The organism is Tepidimonas aquatica, assembly GCF_007556585.1.
In the GTDB taxonomy this organism is placed as follows: domain Bacteria; phylum Pseudomonadota; class Gammaproteobacteria; order Burkholderiales; family Burkholderiaceae_C; genus Tepidimonas; species Tepidimonas aquatica.
This window is the reverse complement of sequence record NZ_VJNA01000015.1, coordinates 24840-46687: the sequence shown is the minus strand read 5'-3', so window position 1 is coordinate 46687 and position 21848 is coordinate 24840. Positions and strand designations below refer to the sequence as shown.

General features: G+C 66.9%; 19 protein-coding genes and 1 other RNA gene. 14 read left to right on the top strand and 6 right to left on the bottom strand.

Going from position 1 to position 21848, the window contains the following annotated elements; translation table 11 throughout:
* Window positions 1-231: 231 nt before the first annotated feature.
* On the top strand, window positions 232-2313 hold the full coding sequence (gene ppk1 / locus Taqua_RS07180; protein WP_185969580.1) for a polyphosphate kinase 1: 2082 nt from the start codon (window positions 232-234) through the stop codon (window positions 2311-2313).
* 7 nt (window positions 2314-2320) lie between these two features.
* The gene (locus Taqua_RS07175) at window positions 2321-2797 is read left to right on the top strand and encodes a SixA phosphatase family protein (protein ID WP_144326033.1); all 477 of its coding nucleotides are present in this window, start codon (window positions 2321-2323) and stop codon (window positions 2795-2797) included.
* Window positions 2798-2809: 12 nt separating this feature from the next.
* Here the strand turns inward: Taqua_RS07175 and Taqua_RS07170 are convergent, their stop codons facing one another.
* Window positions 2810-4297 (bottom strand): Ppx/GppA phosphatase family protein, encoded by a 1488-nt coding sequence (locus tag Taqua_RS07170; protein ID WP_144326031.1) that lies wholly within the window; start codon window positions 4295-4297, stop codon window positions 2810-2812.
* Window positions 4298-4479: 182 nt separating this feature from the next.
* Here Taqua_RS07170 and Taqua_RS07165 point away from each other — a divergent pair, with 182 nt between their 5' ends.
* The 8 genes from Taqua_RS07165 to phoR all read left to right on the top strand — a co-directional run bounded on the left by Taqua_RS07165 (window position 4480) and on the right by phoR (window position 13854).
* Window positions 4480-5460, top strand: coding sequence for a PstS family phosphate ABC transporter substrate-binding protein (locus Taqua_RS07165; RefSeq protein ID WP_144326028.1), 981 nt, complete (start codon window positions 4480-4482; stop codon window positions 5458-5460).
* Between the two features lie 13 nt (window positions 5461-5473).
* Complete coding sequence (locus tag Taqua_RS07160; RefSeq protein WP_144326026.1) at window positions 5474-6112, top strand: hypothetical protein; 639 nt, start codon at window positions 5474-5476, stop codon at window positions 6110-6112.
* 90 nt (window positions 6113-6202) lie between these two features.
* A complete protein-coding gene (locus Taqua_RS07155) occupies window positions 6203-8488 on the top strand; it encodes an ABC transporter permease subunit (RefSeq protein WP_144326024.1) in 2286 nt (761 codons plus the stop codon).
* Window positions 8489-8514: 26 nt separating this feature from the next.
* Window positions 8515-10167, top strand: a complete 1653-nt coding sequence (gene pstA / locus Taqua_RS07150; RefSeq protein WP_144326022.1) for a phosphate ABC transporter permease PstA — start codon at window positions 8515-8517, stop codon at window positions 10165-10167.
* Between the two features lie 3 nt (window positions 10168-10170).
* Window positions 10171-11001: a phosphate ABC transporter ATP-binding protein PstB gene (gene pstB, locus Taqua_RS07145; protein WP_144326020.1), complete on the top strand. Its 831-nt coding sequence runs from the start codon at window positions 10171-10173 to the stop codon at window positions 10999-11001.
* 28 nt (window positions 11002-11029) lie between these two features.
* Window positions 11030-11728, top strand: coding sequence for a phosphate signaling complex protein PhoU (phoU, locus tag Taqua_RS07140; protein WP_144326018.1), 699 nt, complete (start codon window positions 11030-11032; stop codon window positions 11726-11728).
* On the top strand, window positions 11725-12426 hold the full coding sequence (gene phoB / locus Taqua_RS07135) for a phosphate regulon transcriptional regulator PhoB (RefSeq protein ID WP_144326016.1): 702 nt from the start codon (window positions 11725-11727) through the stop codon (window positions 12424-12426). Before phoU ends, phoB begins: the two co-directional genes overlap by 4 nt.
* A gap of 45 nt (window positions 12427-12471) precedes the next feature.
* Complete coding sequence (gene phoR / locus Taqua_RS07130) at window positions 12472-13854, top strand: phosphate regulon sensor histidine kinase PhoR (RefSeq protein WP_144326014.1); 1383 nt, start codon at window positions 12472-12474, stop codon at window positions 13852-13854.
* Here the strand turns inward: phoR and Taqua_RS07125 are convergent.
* From Taqua_RS07125 to ffs, 5 genes are all read right to left on the bottom strand, one after another.
* Window positions 13815-15527, bottom strand: a complete 1713-nt coding sequence (locus tag Taqua_RS07125) for a hypothetical protein (RefSeq protein ID WP_144326012.1) — start codon at window positions 15525-15527, stop codon at window positions 13815-13817. The genes phoR and Taqua_RS07125 overlap by 40 nt on opposite strands.
* A 117-nt stretch (window positions 15528-15644) precedes the next feature.
* A complete protein-coding gene (locus Taqua_RS07120) occupies window positions 15645-15902 on the bottom strand; it encodes a type B 50S ribosomal protein L31 (RefSeq protein WP_144326010.1) in 258 nt (85 codons plus the stop codon).
* Between the two features lie 87 nt (window positions 15903-15989).
* Window positions 15990-17255, bottom strand: coding sequence for a transcription termination factor Rho (gene rho, locus Taqua_RS07115; RefSeq protein WP_144326008.1), 1266 nt, complete (start codon window positions 17253-17255; stop codon window positions 15990-15992).
* Window positions 17256-17490: 235 nt separating this feature from the next.
* Window positions 17491-17823 carry a thioredoxin TrxA gene (trxA, locus tag Taqua_RS07110; protein WP_144326006.1) on the bottom strand — a complete coding sequence of 111 codons (333 nt, stop codon included), beginning with the start codon at window positions 17821-17823 and terminating at the stop codon, window positions 17491-17493.
* A gap of 44 nt (window positions 17824-17867) precedes the next feature.
* Window positions 17868-17964: signal recognition particle sRNA small type (gene ffs / locus Taqua_RS07105), an RNA gene on the bottom strand.
* A 71-nt stretch (window positions 17965-18035) separates the two neighbouring features.
* Between ffs and dnaX the strand changes: the two genes are divergently transcribed.
* The 4 genes from dnaX (at window position 18036) to Taqua_RS07085 (ending at window position 21825) form a co-directional block, all read left to right on the top strand.
* Window positions 18036-19736, top strand: coding sequence for a DNA polymerase III subunit gamma/tau (dnaX, locus tag Taqua_RS07100; RefSeq protein WP_144326004.1), 1701 nt, complete (start codon window positions 18036-18038; stop codon window positions 19734-19736).
* Window positions 19737-19793: 57 nt separating this feature from the next.
* Window positions 19794-20126 (top strand): YbaB/EbfC family nucleoid-associated protein, encoded by a 333-nt coding sequence (locus tag Taqua_RS07095; RefSeq protein WP_144326002.1) that lies wholly within the window; start codon window positions 19794-19796, stop codon window positions 20124-20126.
* A gap of 12 nt (window positions 20127-20138) precedes the next feature.
* Complete coding sequence (gene recR / locus Taqua_RS07090) at window positions 20139-20738, top strand: recombination mediator RecR (protein WP_144326000.1); 600 nt, start codon at window positions 20139-20141, stop codon at window positions 20736-20738.
* Window positions 20739-20850: 112 nt separating this feature from the next.
* A complete protein-coding gene (locus Taqua_RS07085; RefSeq protein WP_144325998.1) occupies window positions 20851-21825 on the top strand; it encodes a substrate-binding domain-containing protein in 975 nt (324 codons plus the stop codon).
* Window positions 21826-21848: the final 23 nt, after the last annotated feature.

The window sequence follows — 21848 nt, the reverse complement described above, 5'->3', positions numbered from 1 at the left end:
AAAGAACACCCAAGCGAGCGTCTGCACCTGGTATGGTAACGACCGTCTGGAGTTGGTGTTGTGGGGGCACAAGGGGCAAGCCCCGAGCGCCGTGGTGCAGGCTCGCCCCGGCAAGGGTGGGGTTGTCACGAATCCTTCATCCGAACGGCACCTGGGCGCGGAATAATGTCACTCTCGCCGTCCCGCGCTCGAGCGGGCTTGCGCCGACGCGTTGCTGATCCCGCCCAACCCATGACCCAAACGCCACCCCACCACCCGCGCCACGCGTTTTTGGACCGCGACCAAAGCATACTTGCGTTCAACGAGCGCGTGCTCGACTGGGCCTGCCGGCGCGATGTGCCGCTGCTGGAGCGGCTGCGTTTCCTGGCCATCGTGTCGTCCAACCTGGACGAGTTTTTCGAGGTGCGCTTCGCCCCCCACCACATGGCCCGCCTGACCCACGAGCAGCGCGGCGTGGCCACCGTGGAGACCTACCGCGCGCTGACCGAGCGCATCCACGCGCTGGTGGCGCGGCAGTACGCCATATACAACGATGAGCTGCTGCCGGCGCTGGAAAAGCGGGGCATTCGCATCATTGCCCACGGCGAGCGCAACCCGCGCCAACGGCGCTGGGTGCGCGAGTATTTTGTCGATCAGGTGCAGCCTTTGTTGCTGCCTGTAGCGCTTGACCCAGCGCACCCGTTTCCGCAGGTGGCCAACAAGTCGCTCAACTTTATCGTGCGCCTCGGTGGGCGCGATGCGTTCGGGCGCGAACACGAGATCGCCATCGTCAAGGTCCCGCGCGCGCTCAAGCGCTTCGTGCTGATGCCACCGGTCAAAGGCTCCAAGCAGCAGCACTTTGTGTCGATTTCCAGCATCATCCGCGCGCACCTGCCGGACTTGTTCCCGGGCCGCACGGTGGTGGAGTTCTCCCAGTTCCGTGTCACGCGTCACTCCGACCTGGCGCTGGACGAGGAGGAGGTGAAAAACCTGCGCACGGCGCTGCGCCTGGGGCTGCAGCAGCGCCACTTTGGGCAGGCGCTGCGGCTGGAGGTGTCTGCCGGGTGCTCGGATTTTTTGGCCAACTTCCTGCTGCAGCAATTCGAGCTGCCGCCGGAGAGCCTGTACCGGGTGCCGGGGCCGGTCAACCTGGTGCGCCTCAACCAACTGGTGGACCAGATCGACGCGCCGGCGTTACGCTTCGAGCGCTATACCCCTGGCTGGCCGGTGGCACTGACGCCGGGTCAATCGTTCTTCGAGCGGCTCAAGCAGGGCGACGTGTTGATCCATCAGCCGTACGAGAACTTCGACGCCGTGCTGGCCTTTTTGCGCGAGGCGGTCGAGGACCCCGACGTGCTGGCCATCAAGCAAACCATCTACCGCACCGGCAAGCGCAGCGCGATGACGGAGCTGCTGCGCGAAGCCGTGCGTCGTGGCAAAGAGGTCACGGCGGTGGTCGAGCTCAAGGCCCGCTTTGACGAGGAAGCCAACATCGACCACGCGGAGCGGCTCGAATCGGTCGGTGCGCAGGTGGTCTATGGCATCGTCGGCCTCAAGACGCACGCCAAAATGCTGCTAATTACCCGGCGCGAGGACGGCCGGCTGGTACGCTACGCCCACCTGTCCACGGGCAACTACAACCCCGACACGGCCAAGCTGTACACCGACCTGTCGTACCTGACGGCGGACGAAGACCTGACGGCCGACGTCGATGCCGTGTTCAACCACCTGGCCAGCCAGAACCGCCTGCCGCGCTTGCGTAAAGCGATGATGGCGCCGTTCCATCTGCAAAAAGGGCTGCTGGAGCGCATCGAGGCCTGCGCCGCCGCCGCCAAGGCTGGGCAGCCGGCGCAGATCCTGCTGAAGATGAACGCCCTGACCGACGAGCCGCTGGCGCGCGCGCTGGTGCAGGCGTCGCAAGCTGGGGTGGCGATCGAGGCCATCGTGCGCGGCGCCTGCGTGCTGCCCGCAGGCGTGCCTGGTTACACCGAACATGTGCGGATCCGCTCGGTCGTGGGGCGGTTGCTGGAACACTCGCGGGTGTTTTACTTCCGCTGGGGTGAACACGAGGAACTGTGGCTGGCCAGTGCCGACTGGATGAACCGCAACATGCTGCGTCGTGTGGAGCTGGCCTGGCCCGTGACGGACGCGGCGCTGCGCGCGCGCATCATGGACGAATGTCTGCGCCTGTACCTGAGCGACCAGGGCGATGCCTGGTTGTTGCAGCCCGATGGCACCTACGTCAAGGCGGCCGATCGGGCCCCGCGCGGCGCGCGCGCCGGGCTAGTGTCGGCCCAAGGCACGCTGATGAACCGCTACGGCACCAAAGGATGACACCGCGATGACCGACCTGATTCTGTGGCGCCACGCCGAAGCCGAAGACCTGGACGAGACCGACGACGGCGGCGGGGACGACCTGTCGCGCCGCCTGACGCCGCGCGGCGAAAAACAGGCCGCGCGCATGGCCGCGTGGCTGGACCGACAGCTGCCCCACGACGTGCGCATTTGGTGCAGCCCCGCCGTGCGCACCGAGCAAACGGTGCTGCCACTGGGGCGCAAGTACCGCATCCACCCCGACCTGGCCCCGGGTGAGGACGCCGCCGCGCTGCTGCGCGTGGCCCAGTGGCCGCTGGCGCGCCAGCCGGTGCTGGTCGTTGGGCACCAGCCGACGCTGGGGCAGGTCATCGCGCAACTGCTGGGCATGGCCGGCGGCCAATGCTCGGTGCGCAAGGGCGCTGTGTGGTGGCTGCGCCATCGCGAGCGCGACGGCGCAGCCCAGACCGTGGTGCTGTGCGTGCAAACGCCGGAACTGCTGTAGGGCACGCGCGGGCTACAGCAACGCCAGCTGCAGCCGCCACGGCGTGCGCGCCCAAGCCTCGGCTTCCTCGTGCAACAACCAGGACGATTGCGGGTACTGCTGGGCCCAGCCACGGGCGGCGCTGAGTTTGAAGGTCTGGCGCGCGCTGTAGCGCAGCGTCAGCGCGTGCAGCGCCGGGTCTTTGCGCGCGTGGCACAGCAGCACCGCCAAGCGCAGGCACATCAACTGCTTGGCAAACAGCTCGTCGTGCAGCGCCGCTTCGACTTTGCGCAGTTTGCCGCGCTGGCCCAGCACCAACAGGCTGAGGCGGTGCAACTCTGGCAGCGAAAACCCCGGCGCGTCCACATGGTCTAGGATGTAGGCGCCGTGCTTGTGCGCGTCGGTGTGCGAAATGTGCGCGCCGATTTCGTGCAGCCGTGCCGCCCACGCCAGCTTTTGCGAGTAGCGCCCGTTGCGTGGGTCGGGCACGGCCACCTGTTCGAACAGGTGCACCGCCACGGCGCGCACGCGCTCGGCCTGGGCGGCGTCGACGTTGAATTTTTGGGCCAGCCAGCGCACCGTGCGTTCACGCACGTCGGTGCTGTCGTGGGCGCGGTCGATCAAGTCGTACAGCGCTCCCTGGCGCAGCGCGCCCTGGGCGCGGTGCACCTCGTGCCAGCCGAACAGCTCGAACAACGCCAGCATGATGCTCAGGCCCCCGGTCAGCACCGGACGACGGTCATCCTTGAGGCCCTCCAGCCGCAGCGCGTCCACGTGCCCGGCGCGCACCAGGCGGTCGGCGATCCAGTCCAGGCCCTCGCGCGTGATCATCCCAACCGGAAAACCCGCATGGGCTAGCATCTCAGCCAGGGCGCCAGCGGTGCCGGAGGACGCGTACACCGCGTCCCAACTGCCCGGGGCAAACAGGTCCAGTGCCTCGTCCAACACCGCCTGCGCCGCCACCACCGCTTGGCGCAACGCCCGCTCGCTGACGGCGCCCCCAGCGAAGTAGCGCCCCGACCACGCCACACTGCCCAGCGGGTACGACTCCATGCGCTGCGGGCGGTAGCCGTGGCCGAGAATGACCTCGGTCGAGCGCCCGCCGATGTCGACCACCAGGCGGCGCTCATCCGATTGCGGCAGCAGGTGCGTCACACCCTGGTAGATCAGACGCGCCTCTTCGTGGCCCGCCACGACGTCGATGGGAAAGCCCAGGATGTGCTCGGCACGCTGCACGAAAACATCGCGGTTGCGCGCTTCGCGCAGCGTCTGCGTGGCCACGGCGCGGACCTGCCGCTTGTCAAATCCTCGCAACTTTTCGGCAAAGCGTGCCAAGCAGGCCCAGCCACGTTCCATGGCCGCTGGGCTCAGCAGCTTGTCGTCGCCCAAGCCCGCGCCCAAGCGAACCGTTTCCTTCAGGTATTCGACGCGCTCAATGTGGCCGCCGACGTAGCGGCCGATCTCGAGGCGAAAGCTGTTGGAGCCCAGGTCCAACGCGGCCAGCAGGGTTCCGTCTTGCATGCGCACAGTGCTCGTGGGGCGACAGGGCGGCAGCATACCAGAGGGCCGGGGTGCACTGCGCCGCCGCGTGCAGGGCTGCCGGGGTCATCTGTCACACAACCGTCACACACGGCCCCTACGATGGCTGCTGCGGTCGCCCCACGGATGGCCGGTTCATGTCCTGCAATCGGAGTGTTACACGGATGAAGCTGAACAAACTTTTGGCCCTGATGGGCATCGTCACGTTGGGCTTCACGGCCCAAAGCGCCATGGCGCAGGCTGCCCAAGTCGATCCCGCTCTGCCGAAGTACGAAAAGGCGGCCGGGGTGTCGGGCAACTTCACCAGCATCGGCTCGGACACCCTCAACAACCTGATGACGCTGTGGGCCGAGGAGTTCAAGCGCCTGTACCCCAATGTCAACATCCAGATCCAGGGGGCCGGCTCGTCCACCGCGCCGCCGGCGCTGACCGAGGGCACCTCCAACTTCGGCCCGATGAGCCGCCTGATGACCGCCAAGGAGGTCGAGGCGTTCGAGAAAAAACACGGCTACAAACCTTACCCGGTGCCGGTGGCCATCGACGCGCTGGCGGTCTATGTGCACAAAGACAACCCGATCAAGGGTCTGAGCATCGAAGAGGTCGATGCGATCTTTTCCAGCACGCGCAAGTGCGGCTACGCCAGCGACATCACCAAGTGGGGCCAGGTTGGGCTGACGGGTGAGTGGGCCAACCGCGACATCGCGCTTTACAGCCGCAACTCGGTGTCGGGCACCTACGGCTACTTCAAGGAGGTGGCGCTGTGCAAGGGTGACTTCAAGCGCAACGTGGCCGAGCAGCCCGGTTCGGCGTCGGTTGTGCAGTCGGTGGCCACGCAGCTCAACGCCATCGGTTACTCGGGCATCGGCTACAAGACCTCGGGCGTGCGTGCACTGCCGCTGTCGAAGAAGAAGGGCCAACCGTTCGTCGAGCCCGATCCAAAGCATACGGTGGATGGCAGCTACCCGCTGGCGCGTATCCTCTACGTGTACGTCAACAAAAAGCCCAACCAGCCGCTGCCGCCGCTGGAGCGCGAGTTCTTCAAGATGGTGCTGTCGCAGCAAGGGCAGATGGTCGTGGTCAAAGACGGCTTTGTGCCGCTGCCGGCCACCCTGGCCAAAAAAGCCCTCGATGAGCTGAGCAAGTAAGCGGAGGCACCCCATGTCGAATCGTATTTGGATCGCAGGGGTGTCGCTGGTGGCCGGGCTGGCGGGGTGCGCTGCGCCCGGTGGGCAGTCGCCTGCAGCGAAGGCCGCCTCCACCCCAGCGCCGGCCCCGGCCACAGCCTCGGCGGCGGTGTCGCCTGCGTCGGCACCAGCCCCCGCAGCGGCCAGCACGCAGCAGGCAGCTGAGTTTTATGTCGTGTTGCCCGAAGACGGCCGCTACTACGCGTTTGGCAGCTTCAAGCTGTACCAGGATTACCTGGCCCACGGCGAGGTCGCCCTGACGCGCACCCGCATCGGGGCGGGGCCGAGCGGCCAGACGGTGGTGTTTGGCATCACCAAAGATGATGTCAAACATGGCCAGCCCAGCACGGGTGAGCGGGTGTACGACGGCCAGTTAGCACCCGCCGCGGATTTTTACGGCGAGGTGTTCAAAGGTGGTCGATACTACGTGTTCGGGGATTTGAAGCAGCTGCTCGACTTTGCGGCGCACGGGGAGGTTCCCTATTCGTTCACCGACATCGGTGCTGGGCCTAACGGCGCCACCATTGTCTGGGTGATGGACAAACGCTCGTACGCCGAGGGTGAGCCCACGCAGCGTATGCAGCGCTTCCGTGCCTTGCGCGGGGCTGGCTGAGGACCCGGTCAACCCTGTCCGAGCGACGGCGTGGGCCAAGGCGGTCGCCGCGGCCCACCTTTTTGTTGGCACAACGCAACCCGACATCGTATGGATTCAACGCAGTCGATCGACGGCACCGAGGCCCGCAGCCTGACGGCCCAAAGCGTGGACCGCGCCATGGGGCGGCGCCTGTGGACAGACCGCTGGTTCAAGGGCCTGATGACAGCCGGTGGCCTGGGCGTCATCGTGGCCATCACGGCCATCTTTTTTTACTTGGCCAGCGTGGTGGTGCCGCTGTTCATGCCGCCCAAGGTGGATGCGCAGACCTCGTACCCGGCGCCGGGCAACGCGCAGCAGCCGGCGGTGCTGTTGCAGGCGGACGAGCGGCTCGAAACCCTGGTGCGCGCGCAAGCCGACGGCCGCGTGGTGTTTGCCGATTTCGCCAGCGGGCGGCCGCAGGCCGAGATGGCCCTGGCGCTGCCGGCGGGCCGCACCGTGCGTTCGACAGCGGCTGCCGACCGCGCGGCCAGCGTGCTGGCGCTGGGGCTCGACGACGGCCGTGCGCTGGTGGCTCAAGTGGGGTTCAAGACCAGCTTCGACGCCGAGGCCCGGCGCGTCATCGAGCCGCAGGTGGAATACCCCGCCGGTGCGCAGCCGGTGGCCATTGACCCCCAACAGCGCCCGCTGGTGAAGCTGGCGGTGCAGCACAGCCCCGACGGCACCACGCTGGCCGCATTGACGGACGACGCGCGCCTGTGGGTCAGTGGCTTGGCGGTGGAACGCAACCCCATCACCGGTGAGGAAACGGTTCAAGGCAGCGCCGCTGAAATCCAGCCCGCACCACCGTCGGTGCGGGAGGTGTTGATCGAGTTCAAGCAGCGCGAAATGTTTGTGCTGTCGGGCGACCGCGAGCTGTGGCGCTACGACATCAGCGACAAGTCAGCCCCCCAACTGCTTGAAAAGGTGCAGCTGGTCGGGCCGGGCGAGCGCGTCACGGCGCTGACGATGCTGTCGGGCGGCTTTTCGATCATCGTCGGCACCGACCGGGGCAACCTGGCGCAGTGGTTCCCGGTGCGCGAGGAAGGTACGCGCTTCAAGCTGACCCACATTCGCGATTTCAAGCCGATGCCGGCTGCGGTGACGGTGCTGGAGCCCGAGTACCACCGCAAGGGTTTTATGGCTGGTGATGCACAAGGCCACGTCGGCAGCTACTTTGCCACCTCCAAGCGGTTGCTGTTTCAGCGCAAGGTATCGGACCAGCCGATCGCCCATCTCGGCTACCCGCCGCGTGGCAACGCCTACATGGCCGAGGATGCGGTGGGCCGGCTGCACGTGGCCCACGTCGAAAACGACTACCCCGAGGTGTCGTTCTACGCCACCTGGCAAAAGGTCTGGTACGAAAGTTACGAAGAGCCGGCGTACGTCTGGCAGTCATCCGCCGCCAACGCCGACTTCGAGCCCAAATTCAGCCTGACGCCATTGACCTATGGCACGCTCAAGGCGGCCTTCTACGCGATGATCGTCGCGGTGCCGCTGGCGCTGCTGGGGGCGATTTACACCGCGTACTTCATGTCACCCAAGATCCGCGGCGCGATCAAACCCACCATTGAGGTGATGCAGGCGCTGCCCACCGTGGTGTTGGGCTTTTTGGCGGGTTTGTGGCTGGCGCCGTTTGTCGAAAACAACCTGGCCGGCGTGTTGCTGACGATCGCCACTTTTCCGCTGACGTTTTTTGCTGCGGCGTGGCTGTTTGCATTGCTGCCCGAGGCGGTCCGCCTGCGTGTGCCGCCTGGGTGGGAGGCGGCTTGGCTGGTGCCTGTGGTCGTGTTGCAGGTGTGGCTGTGCTTGACGCTGGGCCACCCCATCGAGGCAGCGCTCTTCGGCGGCGATATGCCCAACTGGCTCAGCAACGTGGCGGGCATCAAGTTCGAGCAGCGCAACTCGCTGGTGGTGGGCATTGCCATGGGCTTTGCCGTGACGCCGACGATTTTTTCGATTGCCGAAGATGCGATTTTTTCGGTGCCGAAGCACCTCACCACCGGCTCGCTGGCGCTGGGCGCGACGCCGTGGCAAACGCTGACGCGCGTGGTGTTGCTGACGGCCAGCCCCGGCATCTTTTCCGCCATCATGATCGGGCTTGGGCGCGCTGTGGGCGAAACGATGATCGTGCTGATGGCCACTGGCAACACGGCTGTGATGGATTGGAGCATATTCACCGGTTTTCGCACGCTGTCGGCCAACATCGGGGTGGAAATGCCCGAAGCTGGCGTGGGGGAAACGCATTACCGGCTGCTGTTCCTGTCGGCACTGGTGCTGTTTGGCTTTACCTTTGTCGTCAATACCCTGGCCGAGCTGGTGCGCCAGCGCCTGCGCCAGCGCTACCAAACCATTTGACGCCGCGTGCACGGAGCGTTTGAGTGATGAAAGACTGGATCAAATCTGGGGTGCCCTGGATCTGGATGACGGCCGGCGCGGTGGCGTTGTCGGTGCTGGCAGTGGTGTTTGTGCTGTGGATGACCGCGGCACGGGGGCTGACGCATTTCTGGCCCAAGGCGGTGCTGGAGACCACGTTTCGCGACGGCGCGCAGACCGTGCGCGTGATCGGTGAGCTGCGCGAGCGCGAGGAGGTTTCGCTGCGCCGCCTGCAAGAGGCCGGTTTCAACATCGAGTCCAATGACCCATTTGTCGAGCGGGTGCTGATCAAATTGGGCAACCGCGACCTGACCGGACAGGATTTCCGCTGGTTTCCCCTGCCGTTGCTGGGGACGTGGCAGTACCCTGTGGACATTCTGACGGTGGAGCGCCACGAGTGGGGCAATTTTTACGGCCACCTCAAGGCGGTCAAAGAAGGGGAGCGGGTGGTGGCCGCAGGGCCACAAGCATGGCCCGAGCTGCAGGCGCGTGTACAGCGTGCGCAACGGCTGTTCCGCGAGATTTACCGCCTTGAAAAGGACGATATCGGCGATGTCAACTACCGGCTCGAGCAGTTGCGGTTGCGCGAGCGCAAGGCCACGCTGCAAGGCAAACTCGACGACGCGCTGCGCGCCGAGTTGCAGCGCCAGCGTGAAGCCCTGCAAGCCGAGTTCGACCAGCTGCAGCAGCGCCTGCAAACGCTGCGTCAGGACATCGCACGCGACACCCTGGTGGCCGAAGTGGCCGACGGCAGCCTCGTCGAGGTATCGCTGGCCAAAGTGGCCGATGTCTACCAGCCCAATGCCATGGGCACGCTGGACAAGCTGCTGCACTACGCGCGCAAATTCTGGGAGTTTTTGACCGACGACCCGCGCGAAGCCAACACCGAAGGAGGCATCTTCCCCGCCATCTTTGGTACGGTGACGATGGTGTTGGTGATGTCGGTCATCGTGACGCCATTTGGCATCATGGCCGCCGTCTACATGCGCGAATACGCCAAACAAGGGCCGTTGATTCGCATCATTCGCATCTCGGTCAACAACCTGGCCGGCGTGCCGTCGATCGTTTACGGCGTATTCGGTCTGGGGTTTTTTGTTTACGTGCTGGGCGGCAACATCGACCGGCTGTTTTACCCCGAAGCGTTGCCGGCCCCAACCTTTGGCACGCCGGGGCTGCTGTGGGCGTCGTTGACGCTGGCCATTTTGACGCTGCCGGTGGTCATCGTGGCTACCGAAGAGGGGTTGGCGCGTGTGCCGCGCTCGGTACGTGAGGGCAGCCTGGCGCTGGGCGCGACCAAAGCCGAGACGTTGATTCGCACCGTGTTGCCGATGGCCAGCCCGGCGATGATGACCGGCCTGATCCTGGCGGTGGCGCGCGCGGCTGGCGAAGTTGCCCCGTTGATGCTGGTCGGCGTGGTCAAGCTGGCCCCCTCGCTGCCGATCGACGGCTACGCACCGTTTGTCCACCTGGAGCGCAAGTTCATGCACCTGGGCTTTCACATCTACGACGTTGGCTTCCAAAGCCCCAACGTCGAGGCCGCGCGGCCGCTGGTCTATGCCACCGCCTTGCTGCTGGTGATATTGATCATGGTGCTGAACCTGGCGGCGATCAAGCTGCGCAACCACTTGCGTGAAAAATACCGGGGATTGGAAGGCGTTTGAACGATGAATACGACCACCGAAAAGACCACGTTTGTTCACACCCATGCGGTGTTTCACCAGGCGCCGCCGCTGGAGTCGCTGCCCAAAGCGCTCGAGGTACGCAACCTCAACCTCTGGTATGGCGACAAGCACGCGCTGCACAACATCTCGATGGGCATTCCAAAAGGCCGCGTGGTGGCCTTCATCGGTCCCAGTGGTTGCGGCAAATCGACATTGCTGCGCTGCTTCAACCGCATGAACGACCTGGTCGACAACTGCCGCATCGAAGGCGAAATCATGCACGAGGGCGTCAACATCTACGACCGCAGTGTGAATGTCGCGCAGCTGCGCCGGCGCATCGGGATGGTGTTTCAAAAGCCCAATCCATTTCCGAAGTCGATTTACGAAAATGTCGCCTACGGTTTGCGGCTGCTCGGCGTCAAGAACAAAGCCTATATCGACGAGGTGGTGGAAAAATCCTTGCGCGGCGCGGCGCTGTGGGACGATGTCAAGGACCGGCTCGACGCCAACGGGCTGAGCCTGTCGGGTGGGCAGCAGCAGCGTCTGGTGATCGCGCGAGCCATCGCGCTGGAGCCGGATGTGCTGCTGCTGGACGAACCGTGTTCGGCGCTGGACCCGATTTCGACGGCCAAGATCGAGGAGCTGCTGATTCAGCTCAAAGAGAAGTACACCATCGTCATCGTCACGCACAACATGCAGCAGGCGGCCCGGGTGTCGGACTACACCGCTTACATGTACCTGGGCGACCTGATCGAATACGACGCCACCGACAATATCTTCACCCGGCCCAAGCGTCAGGAGACCGAGGACTACATCACCGGCCGCTTTGGTTGAACAGCGGTCAGGACAACAGGAGCCAGCGATGGAAAAGCATATTTCCAGCCAATTTGACGCCGAACTGAATTCCATTTCCACCCGTGTGCTGGAAATGGGTGGACTTGTGGAGCGACAGATCCAGTGGGCCGTGCAAGCGCTGCTCGACGAGGACAGCGAGCGCGCCCAGCAGGTGCTGCAGGTCGAGCGCGAAATCAACGAACTCGAGCTGGGCATCGACGCCGACCTATCGACCACCATCGCTCGGCGGCAGCCCACCGCGCGGGATTTGCGCTTTTTGATTGGTATTTCGAAAACGGTCGGCAACCTGGAGCGCGCCGGCGACGAGGCGGCCCGCATCGCGCGCATGGCAGCGTCGATCACGGAAAGCGGCCACGCACGCCGTCTGCCAGTGGCGGAGCTGCGTTTGGCGGCGGATTTGGCCTCCGGCATGCTGCGGCGCGCGCTGGACGCGCTGGCCAGGCTGGATGTCGACGAGGCCTTGGCCATCATGCGCGACGACGACCGCATCGATGTGGAGTTCAACGGTTTCGTGCGCAAGCTGGTGACGTTCATGATGGAGGATGCGCGCACGATTTCGCCGAGCCTGGATCTGTTGTTTGTGGCCAAAGCCATCGAGCGCATCGGTGACCACGCCAAAAATATCGGCGAGTTGATCATCTACATCGTCAAAGGGCAGGACGTGCGTCATGCCCCGTTGGAGCAAGTGGAAACGGTGGTGCGATGAAAAAGCTGCCTCGCGTGCTGGTGGTGGAAGACGAACCGGCGATCGCGGAGTTGATCGCCGTCAACCTGCGCCACAACGGGTTTGCGCCGACGGTGGTGTTCGACGCCGAGGCGGCGCAGCGCGAGGTGGACGCGGTGTTGCCCGATGTGGTGCTGCTCGACTGGATGCTGCCCGGCAAAAGCGGCGTGCAGCTGGCGCGCGCGTGGCGTGTTGACGAGCGCACGCGGGGGGTGCCGATCATCCTGCTGACCGCGCGCAGCGAAGAGTCGGACAAGGTGCAAGGGCTTGACGCTGGCGCTGATGACTACGTGACCAAACCGTTTTCGACGCAGGAGTTGCTCGCGCGCATCCGGGCGGTGCTGCGCCGCCGCGCCCCCGAAAACGTGCCGGATACGGTGCACATCGGTGCGCTGGTGCTGGATGCGGCCGCGCACCGCGTGACGTGGCAGGGGCAGGAGCTCAGGCTTGGCCCCACCGAATTCCGGCTGCTGCACTACTTGATGAAGCACCCGGAGCGCGTGCACAGCCGCGCCACGCTGTTGGACCGCGTCTGGGGTGACCACGTCTTCATCGAAGAGCGCACGGTGGATGTGCACATCAAGCGCCTGCGCGAGGGTTTGGGCGGGGCGGCCGTGATGATCGAGACGGTGCGTGGCGCCGGTTACCGCCTCAGCGCGGCGGCCGCCACGGTCGGTTGACGCAAGTCAGCCCGCGCTCAAGCGGCGCCGCTATCATCCACACGCATGTGGCAGCGCACAACCGCTTTGGTGGCATGCGTCAGCGCCGGCGCCGCGCTGGTGTGGCTGTTCCTGCCCGGGCATGGCATGGCGTGGCTGGGGGCGCTGGCCGGGGCCGTGGCGTGGCAAGCCTGGGACCACCGCCATTGGCGCGCGGTGTTGGCATGGTTGCGCGAGCCCAAGCCCGGTGACACCCCCGAGCTGGACGGTGCCTGGGGTGAGCTGGTGGCGCGGGTGCGCCGCGCCCTCAAAGGTGCCAACCGCAAGGCGCGCAAAGCCCAGGCGCGCTTGCAGGAGTTTTTGTCGGCCATCCAGGCCTCGCCCAACGGGGTCGTGCTGCTCAGCAAAGAAGGCACGATCGAGTGGTGCAATGTGATGGCGGGTGAGCACCTGGGCTTTGACGCCAAGCGCGACTTGGGCCAGCGCATCCGCAACCTGGTGCGCGACCCGCTGTTCATTCAGTACCTGAATCAGCGTGACTTCACGCAAGCGGTCGAGATCGACGGCCGCCAGGCGCGGCCCGGCCACCCCCAGCGCATTGCCGTGCAAATCTTCCCCTATGCCAAGGGCCGACGTCTGTTGCTGACCCGCGACGTCACGGCGCTGCAGCTGGCCGAGGCCATGCGGCGCGACTTCGTGGCCAATGTCTCGCATGAAATCCGTAGCCCGCTGACGGTCATCACAGGGTTTATCGAAACGCTGCAAACGCTGCCGTTGAACGACGCGCAGCGCCAGCAGTACCTTGGGCTGATGGCGCAGCAGGCCCAGCGCATGCAGGCGCTGGTGGAGGACTTGCTGACCCTGTCCCGCCTGGAAGGTAGCCCCCCGCCGGACGCCAGCCAATGGTTGGAGGTGTCTGCGCTGGTGGAGGAGGCAGCTGCCCATGCGCGTGCGCTGGCCGATGTGCTGCACGGTGGACGCCAAACCATCGAGGTGCAGCGCGGCCCGCACGCAGAGGTGGCTGGGCAAGGCAGCGAGCTGGCCAGCGCGTTGGGCAACCTGGCCAGCAACGCGGTGCGGTACACGCCGGCGGGTGGCCACATCACACTGGGCTGGACGGTGCTGCCCGACGAAGCCTTGGAAATCTGGGTGCGCGACGATGGCCCCGGTATCGCGCCGGAACACCTGCCACGCCTGACCGAGCGGTTTTACCGCGTGGACCGCAGCCGTTCGCGCGACACCGGCGGCACGGGTTTGGGGTTGGCCATCGTCAAGCATGTGGCGCAGCGCCATGGTGGCGAACTGTTGATCGACAGCACCGTCGGGCGGGGTTCGACCTTCCGGCTGCGGCTGCCGCCGGCGCGGGTGTTGGTGCCGGCGCCGTCCACTTCAGCGCCTGCGGGCAAGCCTCACGAGGCACTGTCGGCGGCGGGCGCGACGCGCTCGTAAACTTGCCAACGCTCGCGGTTTTCGCGCAGGCGCGGCAAGTCGGCGCGCAGCCTCCATTGGCTCGGATCCAGCCCACGGGTGCGCGGCCCCGCCACCAGCAGTGGGCAGCGCTGTGCTTCGTGGCTGCCCAGGCGTTGCAGGTGCAAGCCTCCGTGCAAGCGCAGCGCACCGATGTCGCCGTGGCTAAGCCCCGTGACGGCCACGCACGCCTGCGTGGGCACCAGGCGCGCGATGCGCTCGCTGATGGGGCGCAAGCCCAAACCCCAGTTCAACAGGGGCAGCCACAGCGTCATCAGCAGCAGCCAGTTCAGCGTAAAGCCCGCCGCCGACAGCACCAGCCCTTTCCACAGCGCGGGGGCATGCCGTCCTAGGCGCCACGCCACCAACGCCAACCACGCCGCCGTGCCAGCCAGCGCCACGCCCAGCGGCAGTGGGTTCAAGGCAGGCTCGAAGCCCGGCACCAGCCTCGCCACGTTGGCGGCAGGCTTGGCTGGCACACCGGTCATCATCGCGATCCAGATCACCCACACGATGACCGCAGCGCCGCTGTAAAGCAACAATGCGAACCAGTCGATCGCGGCGCTGAGGCTGCCGCGCAGGGTCGGCAGCGCCCACGCCGCCAGCGTGGCGATGCTGGGCAGCGCCAGCACCAGCACGCGGTCGTTGGCGCCATCGGCCACGCTGGCCAGCAACACGATGAGCGTTTGCGTCAGCGGCCAACCGATATGGGGCGAGCGCAGGTGCGCGCGCCAGCGCCACAGCGCCCACAACGCCAGCGCCGCACTGGGCCAGACAAACCATGCCAGCAAACGCCCGAGGCTGCGCCATGCGGCTGTATCGAGCACGTCAAAGCCATCTGGCCAACCAAACGCCGACCACCCCAAGCCCGTCGGCAGCAGCGCCCACGCCGCGGCCAGTGCCGCCGCCGCCCCGGCCAGCGCCAGCACAATCTGGGCGCGCCGCACACCGGTGCGCCACCACCACACCGCGTGCGCCAAGCCCAGCGGCAGCACCAGCCACGGCGCGCCGCTGAGCGACAGGATGCCCGCGCCGGCCCACGTCGCGCCGATGGCAAGCAAGCTTGCAGACGCCACGCCGCGGGCGGCGGCAGGCGCCCAGCCAAGCGTGCCGGCCCACCCCCACAGCGTCACGCCGGCCAGTTGCAGCGCCGTCGGCGTGGTCTCGTGCGCCAACATGGCCAGCCCCAGTGTGGCCACCAGCGCCAGCAGCGCGCCATCGGCCACCGCACGGGCATAGTCCACTGGCGCCACCGCTTCGCCCAACGCGGGTGCCAGGGGCTGCGCCGTGGGCAGCCGTGCCAGGCGGTAGGTGCCGTACCAGGTGCACGCCAGGGTCAGCCCCAGCGCCACCATGAACGGCAGGCGCGCCGCCACCAGCGTCGGCAGCGGCAAACACTCGATGGCCGTCGCGCCCAGCCAATACGGCAGCCAGGCCAGCGGCAGCACGGCCTCGCCCAGCACCTGGGGCAGCAGCCAAGGACCGCCGCCGTGCATGTCCAGCATCACGGCCAGCGACGTCAGGTCGGCGCCACGCCAGGGGTCGCGCCCCCAAAAGCCCGGCAACACGTACACCGCCACCAGCAGCCACGGCACCCAGCGCGGCAAGCGCCGCGCGGCTTGCGGCGTGACCAGGGCGGGGGTGGGGCGGTTCATGCGGGTGTCTCCCAGCATCGGGCAAGCGTGGGTGCGCGCCACAGCCGGCCCAAAAACAAACAGCCCGCAAGCGGGCTGTTGTCCACGAAGCGGGCCGAGCGCCGCACGGCGCGCCCCTTATTTGGCTGCGGCGCGGGCGTAGCGGTTGCGGAATTTTTCCACACGGCCACCCATGGTATCCACCGTCTTCTGGGTGCCGGTGTAAAACGGGTGCGATTCGCTGGAGGTTTCCAGCTTGAACAGCGGCAGTTCGCGGCCGTCGTCGAGCTTGATCGTTTCCTTGGTCGGCGCGCACGAGCGGATGATGAACTGCGCACCGTTGGACAGGTCGACGAAGCAGACTTCGCGGTAGTTCGGGTGGATGCCTTCTTTCATGATCGCTTTCCTGCTGGCAGCAGCCACGGCCGGCCCATCCGGCGCACTTGCTGCAAAGCTTCGCATTATAAGCCAAACGGTACGGACTCAGCCACCCCGGCGCATCAGCTCGAAGAACTCCTGGTTGTTCTTGGTTTGCTTCATGCTCTTGAGCACCATTTCCATGGCCTCGATCTCGTCCATGTTGTAGAAGAACTGGCGCAGGATGCGCGTCTTTTGCAGCACTTCCGGCGGCAGCAGCAGCTCCTCGCGCCGGGTGCCGGAGCGGCTGAGCTGGATCGAGGGGAAGACGCGCTTTTCATAGAGGCGGCGGTCGAGGTGGATTTCGCAGTTGCCGGTGCCCTTGAACTCCTCAAAGATCACCTCGTCCATGCGGCTGCCGGTGTCCACCAGCGCGGTGGCGATGATGGTCAGGCTGCCGCCTTCTTCGACGTTGCGCGCCGCCCCGAAGAAGCGCTTGGGTCGCTGCAGCGCGTTGGCGTCCACGCCACCCGTGAGCACCTTGCCGCTGGAGGGCAGCACGTTGTTGTAGGCCCGCGCCAGCCGGGTGATCGAGTCAAGCAGGATCACCACGTCTTTTTTCAGTTCGACCAGCCGCTTGGCGCGCTCGATGACCATTTCGGCCACGTGCACGTGGCGTGCCGCCGGCTCGTCGAAGGTGGAGGCGATGACCTCGCCGCGCACGGTGCGCTGCATTTCGGTTACTTCCTCAGGGCGCTCGTCCACCAGCAGCACCATCAGCGTCACCTCGGGGTAGTTGGTGGTGATGGCGTGCGCGATGTGCTGCATCATGACCGTCTTGCCGCTCTTGGGCGGCGCCACGATCAGGGCGCGCTGTCCCTTGCCGATCGGGGCGATGATGTCGATGATGCGGCCGGTGATGTTTTCCTCGCTCTTGAGGCCCTCACGCTCCAGCTTCATCTGTTCCTTGGGGAACAGCGGCGTGAGGTTTTCGAACATGATCTTGTGCTTGTTCTGCTCCGGCGGCAGGCCGTTGACCTTGTCGAGTTTGTTCAGCGCGAAGTAGCGTTCGCCGTCCTTGGGGATACGCACGTCGCCCTCGACCATGTCGCCGGTGTGCAGGTTGAAGCGGCGGATTTGGCTCGGCGAGATGTAGATGTCGTCGGTGCTGGCGGTGTAGCTGGCGCTCGGATCACGCAGGAAGCCAAAGCCATCGGGCAGCACTTCCAGCACCCCATCGGCAAACACCTGCTCGCCCGCTTTGGCGCGTTTTTTGATGATGGCGAACATCAGCTCCTGCTTGCGCATGCGGCCGGTGTTGTCGATTTCGAGCGACTCGGCCATCTTGAGCAGTTCGGAAACGTGCAGGGCTTTGAGTTCGTTGAGGTGCATGAGGGACTCCGTGCAAAGGGAGTGCAAGGACGTTGCACGCTCGGGCGGTGCCCGGCGTTGTGCCGTGTAGTCTAGGGGCGTGGGGAAGGTCGTTGTGGCCGGCGTTGGAGGCTCATCAACGTAGGCGGCCCATTCAGCACCGGGCCGCGTCACCGATGCTCACCCGCGCGGGTGGCATCGTCCCAATGCACTATTATGGCACGGCGCGCGTGGCACACGCCATGCCACGCGGCCATCAGGCCACAAACGGTTCGAGGAAGCTGACCAACTGCGCCTTGGACAGCGCGCCCACTTTGGTGGCGGCGAGCTTGCCGTCCTTGAACAGCATCAATGTCGGGATGCCGCGAATACCAAACTTGGCCGGCACCTCGCGGTTCTCGTCCACGTTGACCTTGGCCACGACCAGCTTGCCCTGGTAGGTCTGCGCGACCTCGTCCAGGATGGGGGCGATCATGCGGCACGGCCCGCACCATTCGGCCCAGAAGTCCACCAACACCGGCGTGCTGCTGCCCAGCACATCGCGGTCGAAGGTGGCGTCGGTCACGTGTTGGATGAGGTCACTGGCCATGGTGGTGAGGTTCGACGTTGAACGAGAGGGGTAGGAACGTTGAGGGTGACGAGCCTTGACCCCGGCACTGGCTACACGGTTAGGGCTGCTTGGTTCCCCACCTGACCCGGTTGGCCGCTTCACCATGCGGGAAGGCCCGTCAGGGCGCATTGTATGTCACGGCGTTGCTCCTTGCAGCACGGCGGTTGGCATGTGACCCCTACAATGCGGCCATGACCTACGTCGTCCTGGCCCGCAAATACCGCCCCAAGACCTTTGCCGAGATGGTGGGGCAGGAGCACGTTGTGCAGGCGCTGGGCAACGCGCTGCGCAGTGCGCGGCTGCACCACGCGTACCTGTTCACCGGCACGCGCGGCATTGGCAAGACGACCGTGTCGCGCATCCTGGCCAAATCGCTCAACTGCACGGGGCCTGACGGGCAGGGCGGCATCACCGACACGCCCTGCGGCGTGTGCGAGGCGTGCCGCGCCATCGACGCCGGGCGCTTTGTCGACTACACCGAGCTCGACGCCGCCTCCAACCGTGGCGTGGACGAGGTGCAAACGCTGCTGGAACAGGCGGTGTACAAGCCGGTGCAGGGGCGCTTCAAGGTCTTCATGATCGACGAAGTGCACATGCTGACCAACACCGCGTTCAACGCGATGTTGAAGACCCTGGAGGAACCGCCCGAGTACCTGAAGTTCGTGTTGGCCACCACCGACCCGCAAAAAGTGCCGGTGACGGTGTTGAGCCGCTGCCTGCAGTTCAACCTGCGGCCGATGGCGCCGGACACCGTGGCCGACCATCTGGCGCGCGTGCTGGCGGCCGAAGGCATCGAGGCGGAGCCGGGGGCGCTGAAGCTGCTGGGGCGGGCCGCGCGCGGCTCGATGCGCGACGCGCTGAGCCTGGCCGACCAGGCCATCGCCTACGGGGGCGGCGCCGTACGCGAGGCACAGGTTCGCGCCATGCTCGGTGCGGTGCAGCGCGAGCACGTGACCGCGTTGCTGCAGGCGGTGGCCGACGGGCAGGCCGCCGACGTGGTGCGGTTGGTTGACGCCATGCGGGCCGAGGGCGTGGGGGCAGCCGCCACGCTGGAAGAAATGGCCGCGGTGTTGCACCAGCTGGCCGTGCTGCAGTGGACCGGCCAAGCCCCGGCCGGCGACGAAGCGCCCGCCGCCGTGCGGGCCTTGGCCGCTCAGCTCGCGCCCGATCAGGTGCAGCTGTTGTACAGCCTGGCGCTGCACGGGCGGGCCGAATTGGGGTTGGCGCCGGACGAATACGCCGCGCTGACGATGGTGTTGCTGCGCGCGTTGAGCTTTGCCCCCACGCCGCCCGTGGCGGGTTCGAGCGACACCGCCCCTGTGGCACCGCACGGCGCGGCCAGCGACGCCCCCTCCTCGCCGACGCCGAGGGCACAGCCGGATGCGGTACCGGACGTGCCGCTGGCGGCCGTGCCCGTGCCGGCAACTGCCCCGGCCCAGCCCGCGCCCACGGACTCCGGCGTGGCGCCAGCCTTCGATGGGGGCGCGTTGGCCGACGAATGGGCTGCACTGGTCGACCGCCTGGATGCTGCCGGACGACTGCAGGCGTTGGTGCGCGAGCTGGCGTTGCAGTCCACCCTGGTGGCGCGCGACGCGCACGGCTGGCGCCTGCGCTGTGCCAGCGCGACGCTGGCGCAGGACGGAGCGCGCCAGCGCCTGCAAAGCGTGCTGGCCGAGCAGCTGGGGCTGGGCGAGGGCTGGACGTTGACGGTCGAGGTGGGGCCGGCCACCGACACCCCGGCGCAGCGCCACGCGGCCGCGCGGGCGGCTCGGCAGCGTGCGGCGCAGCAGGCCATCGAGTCCGACCCCGTGGTGCAGGCGCTGCAGCGGGACTGGGGGGCGGTTGTCGTTGCTGGTAGCATCGAGCCCCTCGACGACGCGGCGGCCGCATGAGCCTGCCGGCGCTGGCCCCGCAGGGCCCCGATGACGGTTTGACCAACGGAAGGCACCATGTTCAACAAAGGACAACTCGCAGGGCTGATGAAGCAAGCCCAGGCCATGCAAGACAACCTCAAGCGCGCGCAGGAGGAGATCGCCCAGCTGGAGGTGACCGGCGAAGCCGGCGCGGGCCTGGTCAAGGTGACGATGACTGGCAAGCACGACGTCAAACGTGTCAGCATCGACGCCAGCTTGCTGGCCGACGACAAGGACATGCTGGAAGACCTGGTGGCGGCGGCGTTCAACGCCGCGGTGCGCAAGGTCGAGGAGGCCACGCAGGAGCGCATGGCCAAGGTCACGGCGGGCATGCCGGGCTTGCCGGGCGGGCTCAAGCTGCCGTTCTGACCGGCCCCGGCCATGGCCGCGATGCCGCACCTGGAGCGCCTGACGGCCGCGCTGCAGCGGCTGCCTGGGGTCGGGGCGCGTTCGGCGGCGCGCATGGCCTACCACCTGCTGCAGCACGACCGCGCCGGTGCCGTAGAGCTGGCCCAGGCCCTGCTGGCGGCGGCCGACCACGTGCGTCATTGCACGCTGTGCCACACCCTGTGCGAGGACGAGGTCTGTGCCACCTGCGCCGACCCCACGCGCGACCCGGCGCTGCTGTGCGTCGTCGAAACCCCGGGCGACCAAGCGGCGCTGGAGCGCACCGGTACCTACCGCGGGCGTTATTTCGTGCTGATGGGGCGCTTGCGCCCGCTGGATGGCATCGGCCCCGAGGCCATCGGCCTGCAGGCGTTGCTGCAGCGTTTGCAGGCCGAGCCGCCGGTGCGTGAGCTGATCGTGGCCACCAGCTTCACCGCCGATGGGGAGGCCACGGCGCACGTCATCACCCAACTGGCGCGCGCCGCGGGGGTGACGGTGACGCGGCTGGCCCGCGGCGTGCCGGTCGGCAGCGAGCTGGAGTTCGTCGACCTCAGCACCATCGCCCACGCGCTGGCCGACCGGCGTCCGGGTTGACCCGCATCGTACAAATCCCGATGGTCGGCGCTCCCCCGTGGGTGTACCGTGCCGCATGCCATCGCCCACGGCCTTGCGTGCGCCGGGCGGGCGGTGACGGGAGGTTGATGCCATGGACAGACGGCGCTGGATGCGCTGGGCTGCCGCGGCTGCGTGGATGGGCGTTGCGGTCGACGGCCACGCGGCGCAGGACACCGTGCTGCTGCGTGTGCAGGCTGGCTTGGGCTTGCGCGCGCTGCCATTGTGGCTGGCGCAGCGCTTGGGCTACCTGACGCAGCACGGTGTGCACGTGCGCTGGGGGGTGGAGCTGGACGACCTCGACCCGCCCGGTGCGACGGTGCAGGTGTTGGCGCTGCAAACCTTGGCCCAGCGTGCGCTGCAAGGGCAGCCGTTGCGCGCCTGGATGGCGCTGGTGCGTTCCCCCCAGTTGGGCTTGGGCGCCGCGGCCCCGTCGGCGCAGGTGGATGCTTCCTACTGGAGGAACGCCCGCATCGGCGTGCCCGCCGGCACCGAGCTGGCGGCGCCGCTGGCGGCCCAGGTGGTGGCGCAACGCTGGGGGGTGCTGCCGAGCACGCGCCAATGGGTGGTGCTGCGCGGCCCCGCGCAGGCCCAGGTGGCGTTGCTCGAGGGGCAGGTGCAAGCGCTGTGCTGGGGCGAGCCGCTGCTGACCCAGCTCGAGCTGGCCGGCGCCCTGCATGTCCAGGTGGACCTGCGCCACCCGCAGCAAAGCCAGCGCTGGCTGGGTGGCCCGCTGGTGTGCACCTGCTTGTGCTGCAGCATGGAAGACATCGGACACCCCGCGGTCGGGCGCGTCGCCGGGGCGGTGCAGCGCGCGCTGCGCTGGCTGTCAACGGCGTCGGCCATCGACCTGGCGGACCATGCGGACGTGGCCGGCATGGCCCACGAGCGCGCCCTCTTTTTGCAAATGATGGAGCGGCTGCGCGGTACCTACAGCGTGGATGGCGCGCTGGACGTGGCCACGATGCAGCAGTCGCTGCGGATGCTGGCGGCGCTGCCCGGTGGGGTGCGGTACCAAGGGTTGGACGTGGCGCGGCTGGTGGCGCGCGTGCCTGGGGCGGCGGGCTGACGGCGCATCCCCACCGGCGGCGA